The 17,527-nt window shown below is 44.4% G+C and carries 17 protein-coding genes; 1 reads left to right on the top strand and 16 read right to left on the bottom strand.

Annotation, left to right across the window (positions count from 1 at the left end; genetic code table 11):
- Positions 1 to 317 precede the first annotated feature (317 nt).
- Genes G5B12_RS02660 through rsxC form a run of 6 tightly spaced genes read right to left on the bottom strand, consistent with a single transcriptional unit; the run spans position 318 to position 5,324 of the window.
- Positions 318 to 1,109 carry an RnfABCDGE type electron transport complex subunit B gene (locus G5B12_RS02660; RefSeq protein ID WP_174087696.1) on the bottom strand — a complete coding sequence of 264 codons (792 nt, stop codon included), beginning with the start codon at positions 1,107 to 1,109 and terminating at the stop codon, positions 318 to 320.
- Between the two features lie 13 nt (positions 1,110 to 1,122).
- On the bottom strand, positions 1,123 to 1,698 hold the full coding sequence (locus G5B12_RS02655) for an electron transport complex protein RnfA (protein WP_021976543.1): 576 nt from the start codon (positions 1,696 to 1,698) through the stop codon (positions 1,123 to 1,125).
- Positions 1,699 to 1,712: 14 nt separating this feature from the next.
- A complete protein-coding gene (gene rsxE / locus G5B12_RS02650; protein ID WP_021976542.1) occupies positions 1,713 to 2,417 on the bottom strand; it encodes an electron transport complex subunit RsxE in 705 nt (234 codons plus the stop codon).
- Between the two features lie 14 nt (positions 2,418 to 2,431).
- The gene (locus G5B12_RS02645) at positions 2,432 to 3,010 is read right to left on the bottom strand and encodes an RnfABCDGE type electron transport complex subunit G (RefSeq protein ID WP_174087695.1); all 579 of its coding nucleotides are present in this window, start codon (positions 3,008 to 3,010) and stop codon (positions 2,432 to 2,434) included.
- Positions 3,010 to 3,984, bottom strand: coding sequence for an RnfABCDGE type electron transport complex subunit D (locus G5B12_RS02640; RefSeq protein ID WP_021976540.1), 975 nt, complete (start codon positions 3,982 to 3,984; stop codon positions 3,010 to 3,012). The genes G5B12_RS02645 and G5B12_RS02640 overlap by 1 nt, the downstream gene beginning before the upstream one ends.
- Before the next feature lie 14 nt (positions 3,985 to 3,998).
- Positions 3,999 to 5,324: an electron transport complex subunit RsxC gene (rsxC, locus tag G5B12_RS02635; protein ID WP_021976539.1), complete on the bottom strand. Its 1,326-nt coding sequence runs from the start codon at positions 5,322 to 5,324 to the stop codon at positions 3,999 to 4,001.
- Between the two features lie 462 nt (positions 5,325 to 5,786).
- On the opposite strand from rsxC, the gene G5B12_RS02630 reads away from it, so the two are divergent.
- Entirely contained in the window at positions 5,787 to 6,806 is a 1,020-nt protein-coding gene (locus G5B12_RS02630; protein WP_021976538.1) for a ribonuclease H-like domain-containing protein, read from the top strand.
- 156 nt (positions 6,807 to 6,962) lie between these two features.
- Here the strand turns inward: G5B12_RS02630 and rpsA are convergent, their stop codons facing one another.
- The 10 genes from rpsA to G5B12_RS02580 all read right to left on the bottom strand — a co-directional run bounded on the left by rpsA (position 6,963) and on the right by G5B12_RS02580 (position 17,505).
- Positions 6,963 to 8,039 carry a 30S ribosomal protein S1 gene (rpsA, locus tag G5B12_RS02625; protein ID WP_021976537.1) on the bottom strand — a complete coding sequence of 359 codons (1,077 nt, stop codon included), beginning with the start codon at positions 8,037 to 8,039 and terminating at the stop codon, positions 6,963 to 6,965.
- Positions 8,020 to 8,886 (bottom strand): 4-hydroxy-3-methylbut-2-enyl diphosphate reductase, encoded by an 867-nt coding sequence (gene ispH, locus G5B12_RS02620; RefSeq protein ID WP_118062937.1) that lies wholly within the window; start codon positions 8,884 to 8,886, stop codon positions 8,020 to 8,022. The genes rpsA and ispH overlap by 20 nt, the downstream gene beginning before the upstream one ends.
- The gene (gene cmk, locus G5B12_RS02615) at positions 8,886 to 9,548 is read right to left on the bottom strand and encodes a (d)CMP kinase (protein WP_118062939.1); all 663 of its coding nucleotides are present in this window, start codon (positions 9,546 to 9,548) and stop codon (positions 8,886 to 8,888) included. The genes ispH and cmk overlap by 1 nt, the downstream gene beginning before the upstream one ends.
- 27 nt (positions 9,549 to 9,575) lie before the next feature.
- On the bottom strand, positions 9,576 to 10,805 hold the full coding sequence (locus G5B12_RS02610) for an NAD(P)/FAD-dependent oxidoreductase (RefSeq protein WP_021977787.1): 1,230 nt from the start codon (positions 10,803 to 10,805) through the stop codon (positions 9,576 to 9,578).
- Positions 10,806 to 10,908: 103 nt separating this feature from the next.
- A complete protein-coding gene (locus tag G5B12_RS02605; protein ID WP_174087694.1) occupies positions 10,909 to 12,321 on the bottom strand; it encodes an oxaloacetate decarboxylase subunit alpha in 1,413 nt (470 codons plus the stop codon).
- Between the two features lie 36 nt (positions 12,322 to 12,357).
- Positions 12,358 to 13,506, bottom strand: coding sequence for a sodium ion-translocating decarboxylase subunit beta (locus G5B12_RS02600; protein WP_021977785.1), 1,149 nt, complete (start codon positions 13,504 to 13,506; stop codon positions 12,358 to 12,360).
- Between the two features lie 15 nt (positions 13,507 to 13,521).
- Positions 13,522 to 13,902 (bottom strand): biotin/lipoyl-containing protein, encoded by a 381-nt coding sequence (locus G5B12_RS02595; protein ID WP_015524870.1) that lies wholly within the window; start codon positions 13,900 to 13,902, stop codon positions 13,522 to 13,524.
- 23 nt (positions 13,903 to 13,925) lie between these two features.
- Positions 13,926 to 14,690: an OadG family transporter subunit gene (locus G5B12_RS02590; protein ID WP_174087693.1), complete on the bottom strand. Its 765-nt coding sequence runs from the start codon at positions 14,688 to 14,690 to the stop codon at positions 13,926 to 13,928.
- A 13-nt stretch (positions 14,691 to 14,703) separates the two neighbouring features.
- Positions 14,704 to 16,140 (bottom strand): acyl-CoA carboxylase subunit beta, encoded by a 1,437-nt coding sequence (locus tag G5B12_RS02585; RefSeq protein ID WP_174087692.1) that lies wholly within the window; start codon positions 16,138 to 16,140, stop codon positions 14,704 to 14,706.
- Positions 16,141 to 16,281: 141 nt separating this feature from the next.
- Positions 16,282 to 17,505: a D-alanyl-D-alanine carboxypeptidase family protein gene (locus G5B12_RS02580; RefSeq protein WP_174087691.1), complete on the bottom strand. Its 1,224-nt coding sequence runs from the start codon at positions 17,503 to 17,505 to the stop codon at positions 16,282 to 16,284.
- Positions 17,506 to 17,527: the final 22 nt, after the last annotated feature.

Here is a 17,527-nt window from a genome sequence, read left to right as displayed (position 1 = left end):
GATATTGTTTTTATAAATAAAATGGTTAATTTGGGTCCTGATTTCATTATACTGAACCATGATTTCGCGGTCAAGCACTGCTTATAGTCGTCAAGCGGATATTCGCAATCCGCTTCGCTACGTAGCTCTACACCAAATAACTGCTCCGCAGTTTATCAGGAGGAGCTTCCACTCCTCCTGATACAAGCAAGTCCCCACCCACTGCTTATTGCTTTTCGTAATTGAAGCAGGGGGTAGGGACTTGCTTGATTTGGTTAAAAAAAGAAGGCTGCCATATCCGGAAAACATATTCCGGACAGACAGCCTTCTCTTCCCTCTTACAGAATTATATGTCTCGGGCAAACTTCTTTACATTTACCGCATCCTGTACATTTGTCGTAATCAATGTGTGCACAGAAATCCGTAACTGTGATTGCCTCTGACGGACAGTTTTTCTCACATTTTTTACATCCGATACAGCCAAGCTCACAGGCAGCCGTAACTGCTTTACCTTTGGCGTGGGAGCCACAGGCTACACGGATCTGTTTGTCATATGGTACAAGCTCGATCAGATGACGCGGACATTTTGCAACGCATTTACCGCAGGCCTTACATGCTTCCTGATCTACGACTGCAATGCCATTTACTACATGAATAGCGTCAAATGGACATACTTTTACGCAGCTTCCAAATCCCATACATCCATATGTACAGTTCTTCGCACCACTGCCCGGAATGAAAGCCATCATCTCACAGTCTTCCACACCTGTGTACTCATATTTCACAGTTGTCTTATCACAGGTTCCCGCACATTTTACAAAAGCAACCTGACGTGCGGTTTCTTTTACTTCCTGTCCCATGATCGCACCGATCTTGGTCGCAACCGGAGCACCGCCAACCGGACACTGATCTACAGGAGCTTCCCCTTTTGCAATTGCGGCAGCAAGTCCGGAACATCCCGGATATCCACAGCCACCGCAGTTATTTCCAGGAAGAACGCCAAGAATAGCTTCTTCCTTTTCATCTACCTTCACGGTCAATTTCTTGTCTGCAAGTCCAAGGAAGATACCAATGAATAAACCAGTACCGCCGACAATGACTGCAGCCATAATAATTCCTGTTATACTCATGCTCTTCTTCCTCCTATACGATTCCGGAGAATCCAAAGAATGCAATTGCCATCAGTGCTGCTGTAAGCAGAACAATCGGCATACCCTGGAAAGATTCCGGAATGTCATTGTATTCCATTTTTTCACGGATTCCCGCAAGTAATACAATAGCGATCAGATAACCTACGCCTGTTGCAAATCCGTTTACAACACTCTCAAGAATGCTGTATTCATATTTTACGTTATTCAGCGCCACACCAAGAACTGCACAGTTTGTTGTGATCAGTGGAAGGTACACACCAAGTGCCTTGTAAAGAGACGGTACGAATTTCTTGAGAAACATTTCTACGATCTGTACCAGTGCCGCAATAACAAGGATAAATACGATTGTTTTCAGATACTCAAAATGTGTTGGTACCAGAATAAATTTATATAACAGCGAAGCAACAAAGGATGCGATCGTGATAACAAATACAACCGCTCCTCCCATGCCGGCTGCTGTTTCAGTTTTCTTGGAAACGCCCAGGAAAGAACAGATTCCAAGGAACTGGCTTAATACAACGTTACTGCAAAGTGCAGAACCAATAGCAATTAACATTAAGCTTGCCATATTCTATTCCCCCTTTATTCTTTTTCAGAAGGGCATCCGCCACAGGTTGCACAGTTGGAACCGCAGCCGGACTGGATCTTGGAAACATCTTTGCCCTTCTTTGCCATGTTAATCTTTACCTTGTTCTGGATTGCAGCAAGTCCTGCAAGAACCAGGAATGCTCCAGGTGCAAGGATAAAAATAGTGATCGGGGTATAGCCGGCAGAACCGGTAGCTGCATCAGCAACCGGAATGATCTGTGCTCCGAAAGCTTTTCCGGAACCAAGGATCTCTCTCACAAGACCAATGGCAACCAGACCAACTGTAAATCCAAGTCCCATTCCAAGTCCGTCAAAGATAGATGGAAGGACCGGATTTTTGGAAGCATAACTCTCTGCACGTCCCAGAATGATACAGTTAACAACGATCAGAGGAATATAAATTCCAAGTGAATCATAAAGAGAAGGAGTAAAACCTTCCATCAGAAACTGTACAATGGTTACAAATGATGCTACAACTACGATAAAGGCCGGCATTCTGACAGAATCCGGAATTATTTTTCGTAACATGGAAATCAGCATATTGGACATGACCAGAACTACTGTTGTGGAAAGTCCCATACCAATACCATTAATAGCTGAAGTTGTTACCGCAAGAGTAGGACACATACCCAGCATCAGGACGAAAATCGGATTTTCGGTTATAATACCGTTTTTTAATCTTTCACCACAATTATTCATATTCAACTACCCTCCTAAAATGCGTTTTTGCAATAGCCGATAGCTGTATTGACTGCACCGGTAAAAGCTCTGGATGTAATGGTCGCACCGCTGATAGCATCAATAGGTTCTCCCTCTCCGCCATCTTTGGATACATAAAATTTATCGGTAGTTTTTCCAACATACTGATCCTGGAACTTAGCCTCTGTAGCCCGCATTCCAAGTCCGGCAGTCTCACTGATGGAAAGAATGGAAACACCACTTACAGTTCCATCTTTTGTTACTCCCACGGTGATCTTGATATCTCCGCCATAGCCTTCTTTATCTGTTACAGTTACTACATAACCTTTATCCGCAGCCTCGCAGACTTCATCTACGGTAGCTTTTATATCAAGATCTGCTACAGTTTTATCTGCTGCATCCTGATCCACATCAACCGGTTTAAATTCTCCCAGACTCACATCGCTGAACACTGTCTGCCACGCTTCTTTTTTTGCCTGTTCTTCGGTTCTTGCAATGGGCTCTTTTGTAACTTCATAAACCAGTCCAAGTCCAAGTCCGGCAACTACTGTAATGATCGTAAGGATCAATGTATTTCTGATAATCTTACTCATTATTTCCTGCCTCCTTTTCCAAAAGCAACCGGTTTTGTTACTTTTTCAATAAGCGGAACTACCAGGTTACAGATAATGATCGCATAGGAAACACCTTCTGCGGAAGGGCCAAAGAAACGTAATACTGCTGTCAGAATACCCAGGCAGCAACCATATACCAGCTGTCCCTTTGGGGTGATCGGCGTAGTTACGTAGTCAGTAGCCATAAACCATGCGCCAAGCATCAGACCGCCTCCGAAAATCTCACTGAAGAAATAATTTACATCAGTATTACCTGTAGCAATCATGTAAAAAATCAAAAAAACTGAAAAACTTCCGATATATGTAAGTGGAACTTTCAGATCAATGATCTTAAATGCAAGAAGAATCACTGCACCGATGAGAATCGCCAGGGCGGAAGTCTCACCGATCGTACCCTGGATATTACCAAGGAACAGATTTTTTACAGGAATGGAAGTTCCTTCAATAAATCCCTGATTTTTCAGAGTTGCCAGAGGTGTTGCCTGTGAAACAGTATCTACAATTGCATGTGAACTTTTTGATACTGCAAAATTAGTCATCTTTCCCGCAAAAGAAAGCATAAGGAAACATCTTCCGGCAAGAGCCGGGTTCATAAAGTTCTGTCCAAGTCCTCCGAATAACTGTTTTACAATGATAATTGCAACAAAGCTGCCAAGGATCGGCATCCAGATCGGAATCTGCGGAGGCATGTTCAGTGCAAGCAGAAGTCCTGTTACAACTGCACTGAAATCAGTAGTTGTATTCTTTTTATGCATCAGGCGGTCATACAGCCATTCAAAAAACACACTGGATGCAACAGTTGCCAGAATTACAAGAAGTGCATGTGCACCAAAATTCCAGATACCGAAAAATGTCGCAGGCAGAAGTGCGATCACTACCAGCTGCATAATACGGCTGGTCGTCATTTTATCCCTGATATGGGGATTAGATGATACGTTATACATTTGTTCCATTGTTATTCCTCCCCCTATTTCTTTTTCTTGCGTTCAGCAAGAACCATTTTTCTCATAGATTTAATACTCTGAGTCAGAGGTCGTTTGGCAGGGCAGATGTAGCTGCAGCAGCCACATTCACAGCATTCCATACCATCCATTTTTTCGAATCCTGCCATATCGCCGTGTTCTGCAAGAGTTGCAAGACGGGCGGGAACCACATGGCCTGGACAGACGCTTACGCAACGTCCGCAGTTGATACATGCAGTCTGAATCTGTTTCGCTTCGGATACTGCGTCACGCTCCAGGAAAAGCAGGGAAGAAGTTGTCTTCGTACATGGAATATGAAGATCATACAGCGCAAATCCCATCATTGGTCCGCCGGAAATTGCTTTTGCGATCTTTTCTTTCAGGCCACCTGCAGCGTCTACCAGTTCTGACAGATCTGTTCCTGTAAGAACGGAAAAGTTCTTCGGTGTGCGGATACCGTCTCCGGTCACTGTGACATTACGGCTGATAACCGGCTGTCCCAGGATTACTGCTTTATAAACAGAAGTAACGGTCTCTACGTTATCAACCACGCATCCTACGTCTGCCGGAAGCATGGTAGAATTGATCTCTCTGCCTGTTACCGCATAGATCAATGTACGCTCACCACCCTGCGGGTATTTGGTCTTGAGTTCTTTTACTTCCATACGTTCTTTGCCTTTAATGGCTTCTTTCATCTTGGCAATACAGTCCGGTTTGTTGTCCTCAATACAGATACAGCCCACCGCTTTCGGGAAAGCTTTCAGGATTACTTCCAGTCCGCCTACAACGCTTTCCGGTTCTTCCATCATTCTGCGGTAGTCACTGGTAATGTATGGCTCACACTCCGCACCGTTTACCAGGATATGGTCGATCTTGTCCGGTTCTTTAGGTGAAAGCTTTACATGGGTCGGGAAACCTGCACCGCCCTGTCCTACAACTCCGCCTTCCTGAATTCTTTTCAGGATATCTTCTTTGGAAAGATCCGAAAGTTTGGCAGGTGTGTATTCCACAGATTCGTACAGACCGTCATTCTCAATGATGATCGCATCTCCCATGGCGCCTACTGCTGTCAGACGCTTCTCGATTCCCTTTACAGTTCCTGATACAGACGAATGTATCGGGGCGGAAACAAATCCTCCTGCTTCTGCGATTTTCTGTCCTGCAAGCACATGATCACCTTTTTTTACGATGGGCTTGGCCGGAGCTCCGATGTGCTGAGAAACAAGAATTGCCAGATCTCCTTTCGGCAGATACTTCTCAACAGGACAGTTTTTTGACAAATCTTTGCCGTCATAAGGATGGATACCACCCCTGAAGGTTAAAAATGCCATAGATCTCATCTCCTCCTTTATTCTTTGCAAGTACATGCACATTGCGTTTCCGTGCTGTGCATACACTTATTTTCAAAGTTGATTCCCGTGTTTCTGATTTTTCTTTTTTCTCTTCTTTCAGATGAACCGGAAGTGTTACTGCTCATGGAATGAACAGCAACCAGGAAATCCCTCATCCCTGTCCAGCTATGTATGAAAGATTGATTCCCTATGCCATGCTGTGATATACTTCAGTAAGAAATACTCACAATTCTCTCAAGAGAATGATAGATGAAAAACCAATTTATGAAGTGATAGTAGTCATTTTTTCTCACTGTCAATTCCCACATAAATCCAGTACCATTTCCTGTTTTTTTCATCAACTCTACTAATATACTATAACTCATTTCACCTTAAATTGCACTATAGAAAAACATTTTTTTTGTGTATAATCAGATACAATCCATAAAGGAGGAAATTAACATGATTGTTAAAAAAATGCCGATTTTACAAGGGTTTCCAGACTTTGAGACTGTTAAAAAATTGACTAGAAATCACGTTTTTTCAGAACATTTTGCACCACTTTTCTATGATATCGAAACTACAGGACTATCACGAAATTCCACTTTTCTGTATTTGGTCGGTGCCGTCACCTACGAAGAAAATAACTGGCAGATGTATCAGTGGATGATCGAAAATGAGGATGAAGAATACGAACTTCTTAAAACATTTTCGAAATTTCTGGAAAAGTTTTCCTGTACAATCCAGTATAACGGAGACAGTTTTGACCAGCCTTATCTGGAAGCACGCTATCAGATCCACGGGCTTCCGTCTCCTTTTAAAAGCCTGCCTTCTATGGATCTTTATCGACAGTTAAAGCCTTTGAAAGGGCTCCTTAAACTCTCCAGAATGAATCAGCCTTCTATAGAAGCTTTCCTGGGCATCACGGATCGTATTTACTGTGATGGAGGTGCATGTATCCGTCTTTATAAACAATTCGCTTCCGGAAAGAAACCGGAAGCAGGGGAAGTCGTTATGGGACACAATCAGGAAGATCTTCTTGGCCTTGGAAAAATATTTTCCATGCTGTCTTATCTTGCTCTCTTTGAAGAAGATTACGAAGCTCTGGATTGTGAAATTCAAGACGAACAATTGACTTTTACTATTAAAATTTTTTATGATATGCCTGTAGAGTTCTCAAATCATAGTGAAGAATTCTACATAACAGGACAAAAAGATCGTGTTCGTCTTCTCGTAAAATCTCAAAACGGACGATTAAAGCAATATTACTCCAATTACAAGGATTATGATTACATTCCTTCTGAAGACACTGCAATGCCCAAAACATTAAGTGCCTGCATGGATAAAAAGCTCCGCAGACCTGCCAGAAAGGAAACCTGCTACACCTGGTTCCCCGTAACAGAAGATTTTCTGAAAAATCCTTTAAAACAAAAAACCTATCTGAAACACTGTCTTCCATATTATCTTTCCATCCTGAAATAACGTCGTCCCTCTCATATACTGAAAAAGCGAGCCCTTCTCAAAGGACTCGCTTTTTCTGACAAAATAAAAAATCTTCCTCAAAAAAGGCCGTCACATTTGCAGTGACGGCCTCTGAAATTTCAAAATATAATATCTTCTGTACAGTTTCTGAGAAAATTACTCCTCTGTCTGCTCTGCAGAATGATCCTCAAGTGCTTTCATGCTGAGGCTGATCTTTCTGTCCTCGCCGTTGAAATCAACAACTTTAGCCTCGATCTCCTGGCCAATGGAAAGTACATCAGATGGTTTTGCAACGTGCTCTCTGGAGATCTGAGATACATGAAGAAGTGCATCTACTCCAGGTGCAAGCTCAACAAATGCACCGAAATCTGTCATACGTGCAACTTTACCTTTTACTACGTTTCCTACTGCGAAGTCCTCAGCAGCTGTAAGCCATGGGTTCTCCTCCGGGAATTTAAGGGAAAGTGCGATCTTATCTCCGTTGATATCTTTGATAAGAACTGTAACTTTATCGCCTACGTTGAAGACTTTCTTCGGGTTCTCTACTCTGCCCCAGGACATCTCAGAGATGTGAAGAAGTCCGTCTGCTCCGCCGAGGTCGATGAATGCACCGAAATCTGTAACATTCTTAACAACACCCTCAACTTTGTCACCAACGTTGATCTTAGCAAGAAGCTCTTTCTGTTTCTCAGCTTTCTCAGCAAGAAGAAGCTGTTTACGGTTACCGATGATACGGCGTCTTCTTGGGTTGAACTCTGTGATAACGAACTCGATCTCCTGATCTGCGTATTTGGAAAGGTCTTTCTCATATGTGTCGGATACGAGGCTTGCAGGAATGAATACTCTTGCTTCCTCAACGTTAACACAAAGACCACCGTCAAGTACCTGTGTTACAGGAGCTTTCAGAACCTCCTGGTTCTCAAATGCCTCCTCAAGACGTTTGTTGCCTTTCTCTGCAGCAAGACGTTTGTAGGTCAGTGTGACCTGTCCCTCTCCGTCGTTTACTTTGAGAACTTTTGCTTCCATGGTATCGCCAGGTTTAACAACGTCTGTAAGCACAACGCTTGAATCGTTTGTGTACTCGTTCTTTGTGATGATACCGTCTGCTTTATAGCCGATATTCAGGATGATCTCATCATCTTTAACATCGATGACGGTACCCTGTACGATCTCTCCATTTCTGATTGTTTTTACGGAATCTTCCAGCATCTGTTCAAAACTTAACTCTGACATGTTCTTGAACCTCCTCAATAATTTTCTTTGGGGTGGAAGCCCCTGCTGTAATACCTACACAACTACTGCATTGGAACATTTCAGAATCCAAGTCTACAGGTGTTTGTATATAGTAAGTATTTCCACATTCCTTTTTACATATTTCAAACAGCTTTTGAGTATTGGAACTATGTCGGCCGCCTACGACCAGCATAGTGTCTACCTCTCCGGCTATCGCTTTAGCTTCTTTCTGCCGTTCTTCGGTAGCATTACAAATAGTGTTTAAAATATTTAGAATATTTAAAACATTATTATCATAACTCTTTTTGCGAAGAATTTCAACTAATTCTTGAAATTTGTTGTAATTAAATGTCGTCTGTGACACTACACACACTTCTTTTTCCGGAGAAATGGTGAATCTTTCAGCATCTTCGGCATTTTTGATCACAGTGTACGGTCCCTGACACCATCCGCAGATTCCCTGAACTTCCGGGTGATCCGGGTCACCAATGATCACAATATGGGCACCTCTGGCACTTTCTCTCTCAACGATCTTGTGGATCTTCAGCACAAAAGGACAGGTGACATCCACATACCCGAGGCCATATTTTTTAATCTTGTCATAGACTTTACGGCCGACTCCGTGGGAACGTATCACAACGGTGCCATCTTTTAAAGTGGCAAGATCCTCCTCGCTGATCACAGCCACGCCTTTTTTTTCCAGATCTGAGACGACTTCCTCATTATGGATGATCGGGCCCAGTGTGTAGATCGGTGCAGCATCGGAACCGATCAGGTCATAAACACGGTCTACTGCTCTCTGTACGCCAAAACAGAATCCGGCAGTTTCTGCAACTTTTACCTTCATCAATTCACCTTTTTCCTGTATACAGAAAGGATACTCTCAACCACTTCCTCAATCCCCATCTCTGAAGAATCAACAAGAACTGCATCCTCTGCCTGTTTAAGCGGGGAAACGGCGCGGCTCATATCTCTCTCATCTCTGTCAATGATATCTTTCAGGATCTCATCCATATCGCAGGCTTCACCCTTCTCTGTAAGTTCCAGATATCTTCTGTTTGCGCGGGTTTTGGCACTTGCAGTCAAAAAGATTTTTACTTCTGCATTGGGAAGAATAGTGGTTCCGATATCTCTTCCGTCCATAACTACATTGTTCTCGGCCGCAAGGTTGCGCTGCAGTTTCAGAAGATGCGCGCGCACTTCCGGATTGGCAGAACTTACCGATGCCATATTTCCAACCTCTTCCTTACGGAGAAATGCCGTTACATTCTTTCCATTAAGAATCACCTGCTGTTCTCCATTCTCGTAACGGATAGAAATATCTGCATCATGACATGCTTTGGAGATATTTTCATCACCGCTGATTCCTTTTTCCAGAAGATAAAATGCCATGGCCCGGTACATTGCTCCTGTATCTACATAGATAAAGGACAGCTCCTTTGCCACTTTTTTTGCAATTGTGCTTTTTCCTGCACCTGCCGGTCCGTCAATTGCAATATTAATACCCATAATCAAATGCTCCCTTCCTCTTTTCTGTTATTCGATCGCCTGTGCTGCCGCATATGCTGTAGACCACGCGATCTGAAGATTATAGCCACCGGTCACTGCATCCAGGTCAAGCACTTCGCCTGTAAAATACAGATTTTTTACTTTTTTGGATTCCATCGTGGATGGCTGTATCTCTTTTACTGACACACCGCCTCTTGTGATGATCGCTTCCTTAAACTCTCCCATTCCCGTGATCGTAAATGGAAAGGCTTTGATCAGACGGCCAAAAGCCTGACGCTCTTCCCTGGAGATCTCATGTACCGGTTTCTCCCCGGGGATACCGCCAATTTCGATCATGATCGGAGTCAGAGAAGACGGAAAAAGAACACCGATCACATTTTTAAACTGTTTGTTATGATTTGCATCAAATTCACGCAGGATCCGGGCGTCAAGCTGTTCTGCATCAAGCGCCGGCTTCAGATCCAGGAAAGCCTGCAAAGGCTCTTTTTCCAGTTTTTTGCCGATCTGGGCACTTGCAGAAAGGATCAAGGGTCCTGTAACTCCGAAATGAGTAAACATCATCTCGCCAAAGTCTTTATAGAGGACTTTTTTGCCGGATCTTACTGTCAGTTCCACATTCCGAAGGGAAAGTCCCTGAAGTTTGGAGACATAATCTTCTTTTGCCACCAGTGGCACCAGTGATGGTGACTGGGAAACAACTTTATGCCCCGTCTCAGCAGCAAAACGATATCCGTCTCCAGTGGAGCCTGTGGACGGGTAGGAAAGCCCTCCTGTGGCAACTACCACTGCATCAGCTTCAAAAAAGGTACCGTCCGAAAGTAATACGCCGGTAACTTTTTCATCCTGCGTACAAACTTCCTTTACCTCTGTATGAAGATGGATCTGCGCTCCGGCTTTTTTCAGTTCCCGTTCAAGCGCACGGATAATATCTGATGAATGATCCGATACCGGAAAAACCCGGTTTCCACGCTCTGTTTTCAGCGGCACTCCTGCTTCCTCAAAAAATTCCATCACATCTCTGCTTCCATAGGTGTAGAAAGCGCTGTAAAGAAATTTACGGTTTGACATCACTGCCGGAAAAAGTTCTTCGGTATCGGAATCATTGGTGACGTTGCACCGTCCCTTTCCGGTGATGAAAAGCTTTTTTCCAAGTTTCTCGTTTTTTTCCAGTATGTGAACCTGGTGTCCTCTGCGCGCAGCATATACACCGCAGAGCATTCCGGCGGCACCGCCGCCTATGATCGCAACTTTGGACATTACCTGTTATCCTGCCTTTTTTATCTTTTTTATGCACAAAGGAGCCTGCATACAGCAAGCTCCTTTTCCTGTATTGAAATGCGTCTGCATTTCTATGTGTGCTTTATACCGGGTATGCGCCGTTCTTGGTATCTGCCACAGTCTCATCAACTTTGGTCTTCTGAGCCTGACGATATTTAAAGAAGTCCATGGCAACCTGTGGGAACAGTGCGTATGTCAGAACATCCTCATCCTGCTCCTTGTACTGTGCCATCTCACTCTCAAGCTTATCAAGCTCGTCCTCCAGAAGATCAGCCGGACGGCATGTGATCGGCTCAATATCACCGATGCATTTTTTCTGTACTTCCGAATTAAACGGTCTGGCTGTTGCACCATATTTACCGCTTAATACGTCTTTTGTCTCTTTTGTCACAACTTTGTAACGCTCGCCCATGATCACGTTAAATACAGCCTGTGTACCAACGATCTGAGAAGACGGTGTAACAAGTGGCGGCTCACCGAGATCTTTACGAACACGCGGAACTTCCTCAAGTACCTCGTAGAACTTATCCTCAGCATGCTGCTCTTTCAGCTGTGATGTCAGGTTGGAAAGCATTCCACCTGGTACCTGATACAGAAGAGTCTTGATGTTTACGCCAAGGTTCTTCGGATTCAGAAGGCCTGTATCAAGTGCCTCATCACGCATCGGACGGAAGTAGTCAGCGATCTCAGCAAGAAGCTGCTGGTCAAATCCTGTATCATATGGTGTTCCCTTGAAGGTCTCAACCATAACTTCTGTTGCCGGCTGGGATGTTCCAAGCGCAAATGGTGACATAGCTGTGTCGATGATGTCAACGCCAGCCTCTACTGCTTTCATGTATGTCATGGAAGCAACACCGGATGTATAGTGAGAATGAAGATCGATTGGGATCTTTACAGTCTCTTTCAGGGCCTGAACAAGCTCAGTAGCCTTGTACGGAACAAGAAGTCCTGCCATATCTTTGATACAGATGGAATCTGCACCCATATCCTCGATACGTTTTGCAAGGTCTGTCCAGTAATCCAGTGTGTAAGCATCTCCAAGTGTGTAAGCCATTGCAACCTGTGCATGTGCTTTTTCCTTGTTTGCTGCCTTTACAGCTGTCTGAAGGTTACGAAGGTCATTCATACAGTCAAAGATACGAATGATATCGATACCGTTAGCTGCGGATTTCTGTACAAAATATTCTACTACATCATCTGCATATGGACGATATCCAAGGATATTCTGTCCACGGAACAGCATCTGAAGTTTTGTATTTTTGAAGCCGTCGCGGAGTTTACGAAGTCTTTCCCACGGATCCTCTTTCAGGAAACGTAAGGAAGCATCGAAAGTAGCACCGCCCCAGCACTCAACTGCATAGTAGCCGACTTTATCGAGCTTATCAATGATCGGAAGCATCTGCTCTGTGCTCATACGTGTAGCGATCAGGGACTGATGAGCGTCACGCAGGATCGTTTCCACAACTTTCACAGGTTTTTTCTCTATTTCTGCCATAATTATTCTCCTTACAAAATTTTATAAGACGATGGATCAGACGCCAAAGATAGCCATGAATGTACCGGCAGCAACAGCTGTACCGATAACACCGGCAACGTTCGGTCCCATCGCATGCATCAGCAGGAAGTTTGTAGGATCTGCCTCAGCACCAACCTTCTGGGATACACGGGCTGCCATAGGAACGGCAGAAACACCGGCGGATCCGATCAGCGGGTTGATCTTTCCATGAGTAACCTTGCAAAGAAGCTTACCAAGCATGACACCACCAAAAGTACCGCAGGCAAAGGCTACAAGGCCAAGAACTACGATCTTCAGTGTATCTACGTTCAGGAACGCCTCAGCACTTGTGGAAGCACCTACAGATGTTCCAAGAAGGATTACTACGATGTACATAAGTGCGTTGGAAGCTGTCTCAGAAAGCTGTTTAACAACTCCGGACTCACGGAACAGGTTTCCGAGCATCAGCATACCAACAAGTGGAGCTGTTGTCGGAAGGATCAGGCAAACAACGATTGTGATAACGATCGGGAAAAGGATCTTCTCAAGTTTTGTAACAGGACGAAGCTGCGCCATTTTGATCTTACGCTCTTCCTCTGTTGTGAACGCCTTCATGATCGGAGGCTGGATGATCGGTACCAGAGACATATAAGAATATGCTGCTACTGCGATCGGTCCCATAAGAGAAGACTGTCCAAGCTTACCTGCAAGGAAAATGGAAGTCGGGCCATCAGCACCACCGATGATAGAGATCGCTGCTGCTGCTTTTCCGTTGAATCCAAGGAAAATTGCAAGGAAGTATGCAAGGTAAATACCAAGCTGTGCAGCTGCTCCCATCAGGAAACTGATCGGGTTTGCGATCAGCGGACCGAAGTCTGTCATCGCACCGACACCCAGGAAGATCAGTGAAGGAAGAATACTCCACTCATCCAGTAAGTAAAAATAATGAAGAAGTCCGCCAACGCCATTGGATGAATCCTCAATGCTCAGCATAATGTCCGGGTAAATATTTACCAGAAGCATACCAAAAGCGATCGGAACCAACAGTAGCGGCTCAAAACCATGTTTAATGGCAAGATATAAGAACACACATGCCACTGCGATCATCAGGTAGTTTCCCCAGGTAAGGTTGAAAAATGCTGTCTGATGGATCAGGTTTGACAGGGTATTTGTTACATAAGACATTTGTCTACCTCCTGTTTAGTTCATTGTTGCAAGAGTATCTCCATTTTCAACGGCAGCACCCTCTGCAACATCGATGCTGGCGATTGTTCCATCCTGAGGAGCAACAACCGGGATCTCCATCTTCATGGACTCAACGATCACTACGCTGTCACCAGCTTTTACGCTCTGTCCAACAGATGCAACGATTTTTACAACTTTTCCAGGAACGGCTGCGGAAACCTTAACAGAACCTGCGCCTGCTGCCGGTGCTGCTGCCTTAGGTGCTGCTGCCGGTGCTGCCTTAGGTGCCGGTGCTGCTGCCTTAGGTGCTGCTGCAACTGGAGCTGCTGCGTTTCCGTTCTCTTCTACAGTAACTTCATATGCTGTTCCGTTAACAGTAATTGTATAACTCTTCATTTTAAAATCCTCCTAAATAATGATTATCTTTTTCTGCGGTTGATCTTACGGATGGAGCGGACTACAAATCCGTCTGTGCTTGTCTTTCCTTCAGAAGCAGCAATCGCTGCTGCAATCACGGCAACAAGCTCACCATCATCTGTAACATCCTCTACGACTGGCTCAGCAACTGGTGCTGCAGCGGCTGGTGCCGGTGCTGCGGCTGCCGGTGCCGGTGCGCTCTCTTTTTTCTTTCCTTCCACAAGGCCAGGAATATATTTGAAAAGAGAGATCACAAAGATCAGGAATGCCAGGATCACAAATACGGTACCAAGACCCATCAGTGTGTTCAGGGCTGCCTTCTCCATATTCTGTGCCAGTGTATAATTCACATCAACAGTAAGAGAAGTCGGTGTTCCTGATTTATCAAATACATAAGTGAAATTCGCTTTGTTTTTCTCGAAGGATACCGGAACAACAACGGTGTACTGGTCATCGGAATACTCTACTGTGATATCTTTTTCATCGATATCACCTTTTTTCTCACCAAGTTCTTCTCTGGAACCGTCCCAGGCGCTTGCTGCGCTCTGTGTGAAAGCATCCTCTGATTCCAGATAGCCCTGGATATCATCCTCGGACATTGCGATGATCGCATCTGTCAGGCCTTTTGTTGTTGTAACAAGCTGACTCTTTACAGAATCATCAACCTCATCAGCAGCCCATGCAGTAGCTGTGCATCCGATCAGAAGTGCAGCTATGCAAAGAAGTGCCATGCAGACAGAAGAGATCTTTTTATAAAACTGTCTCATACGCTCACCTCACTTAGACTGTTCCATGCTTTTTGGATGGACGGTCTTCCCTTTTTGTGAACAGCATCTCAAAAGCACCGATTACATATTTTCTTGTATCTTCTGCTTTGATCACAGTATCCACATATCCTCTTGCTGCTGCAGATGCGATACCGTTCTGGAGTTCTTTGTACTCAGCTGCCTTCTCATTCAATGTAGAAGCGTCAGCTCCCTCATACATGATCTTGGCTGCAAGGGAAGCATCCATCATACCGATCTCTGCGCTATCCCATGCATAAACCATATCTGCTCCGACAGATTTGCTGTTCATGGCAACGTATGCAGTTCCATATGCTTTACCGATCACAACATTTACCTTCGGTACCGTTGCAGATGCAAAAGCATGTACCATCTCACCTACGGATTTAGCCATCATCTTCTCGTTGCAGAGAGTGGCTTTAAATCCGGTTACGTTGGTAAGAGTAAGTACCGGAATCTCGAAAGCGTCACAGAATTTTACGAACTCTGCTGCTTTTCTTGCGCCTCTGGAAGAAAGAGTTCCATCAGAAACCTCTGTCTTATTACCATCAGCGTCATAAGACTCACTTCTGTTTGCAACTGCACCAACAGTAGCTCCGTTCAGGCGGAGAAAACCTGTTACGATATCCTGTCCGTAAGCTGCCTTTGTCTCAAAGAATTCACCATTATCAGCGATTCTTGAAAGAGCGATTGCTGTGTCGCCTGTGCAGCCTGCGATATCATCACATACTCTGTTCAGGTCGTCTGTGCATTCTTTAAAACTGTCATTGTCTTCATTATTCTCAGAAAGCATGCTGACCAGTGTGCGAATCTGTCCAAGAATCTCATCCTCTGTTCCGATACCATCAACAAGTCCTGTCTCCTCACTCTGGAACTGGGCGGAAGCTGAATCGCATTTTTCCACTCTGTTTCCCTCCAGTGCATTCGGAGTGTTTACAAACAGTCTGCCTTTTTTCTCTTCTACAAATGTAAAATCTGTAAGAGCCGGTACAACTGCCATTCCACCACCACATGTTCCGAAAACAGCAGTGATCTGCGGAACAACGCCGGATGCCAGTGTCTGTTTCAGATAAATCTCACCAAATGCCTCAAGTGCATCGGTAGCCTCCTGAAGACGAAGTCCCGCACAGTCTACAAGACCGATAACAGGTGCTCCAACTTTCAGAGCAAGATCATAAATTTTGGCGATCTTTTTGGCATGCATCTCACCAACTGTTCCGTTCAGTACAGATGCATCCTGGCTGTATACATATACCAGGCTGCCGTCAATCACACCATATCCGGTGATCACACCGTCTGAAGGTGCCTTTTTTTCAGTCATGTTGAAATCTGTAGTTCTGGCTGTGACAGCCTGTCCGATCTCAACAAAACTGTTGGCGTCAAGCAGGGAATTGATCCTTGCAGCCGCTACGCTTTGTGTCGCATTACTCATTATACTATGCCCTCCATTTTTTTATTAATATAACCAAAAATTCAGCCGAGTATAATTGTACCTTTTTTTAAGCGAAAATTCAATACTTTTCGTCATGAATGTTAAAAAATTAACCCCTGACAGATGTCAGGGGTCGACCGATCAGTGAAAATAATCCTGAAAAATCTTATTTACATACCATTTATAGGTGATTCTGCCGATTTTTTCATTCGATGTCACAGAACAGGAGACTATTTCTTTTCCATTCAGCATTGCATGAAGTGTACCGATCTTCTGATTTTCACGTACAGGTGCTGCTATTTTATCCGGAAGTTCTGTTTCCCATATAATTGTTTCTGTTTTTTTCAGAAGATATCTTTTCGTCTGCTCTTTCTCCGGCAGAGACGCATGTACTTTTAATCTCCTCTGCAATTGTTCCGGATATGCTGAATCTTTATCTTTCTCCGGGTATGGACTGTTTTCCTCCGGCACAGCATCTGTCACTGTGATTTCCGGAAGGTCCGGAAGATCCGGGAGAAGCACATAACTGTAATTTTCCCTGCCATAAGACAGCAGTTTTTTTGTATCGGACCATTTGTAATTTTTGTTTCCGGGCCAGCCACATCCAAGCAGTGCCACAATAAACAGTTTTTCATCCTGTCGTACAGCACAGACATAACAGTATCCGGCATTGCCGGTGAAACCGGTTTTTCCGGAAATCACACCAGTCTCCATATCCAGAAATGCATTGGTATTATGAACCGAATAATGTTCCTTTCCGGAAATATCTGAGAATGTATAATCCCTGGTCTGTGTGATATGAACAAATGTCGCATTTTTTATGGCATATGCCATGATCAGTGCCAGATCTCTGGCAGTTGTATGATGAACTCCTCCTTCATCTTCTGCATCCAGCCCATTTGGCGTTACAAAATGTGTGCCTGTACATCCCAGTGATTTTGCTTTTTCATTCATCAGGAGCGCAAACTTTTCCACAGAGCCGCCAATATGTTCTGCAATGGCTACTGCCGTATCATTATGGCTTTTCAGCATCAGCGAATATAACAGATCTTCCAAATAAAACTGCTGGCCTTCCCGCATTCCCAGGTGTGTCTGTGGCTGTGATGCGGCATTTCTGGAAACCTGTACATAATCGTCTCCGGAAGCCATTTCCAGCGCCAGAATGCAGGTCATGACTTTTGTAGTACTGGCATTGGGCCGTCCTTTATAAGCTTCTTTTCCATACAGCACCCGTCCGGTTTCTCCGTCCATAAGAACCGCTGAGAGTGCATAAAGCTGCTCCTCTTTTGCCCACACAGGAAAAATCTGCAGAATAATAAGGACCGCTGTCATCAGCACGACAGCGGCCATACGCCTGTTTTTCATACGATCACCCCACACACATTTC

The organism is Blautia sp. MSK.20.85 (assembly GCF_013317245.1).
Classification (GTDB): Bacteria; Bacillota; Clostridia; order Lachnospirales; family Lachnospiraceae; genus Blautia_A.
The sequence above is the reverse complement of the archived record's forward strand: the minus strand, read 5'-3'. Positions and strand labels throughout refer to the sequence as shown.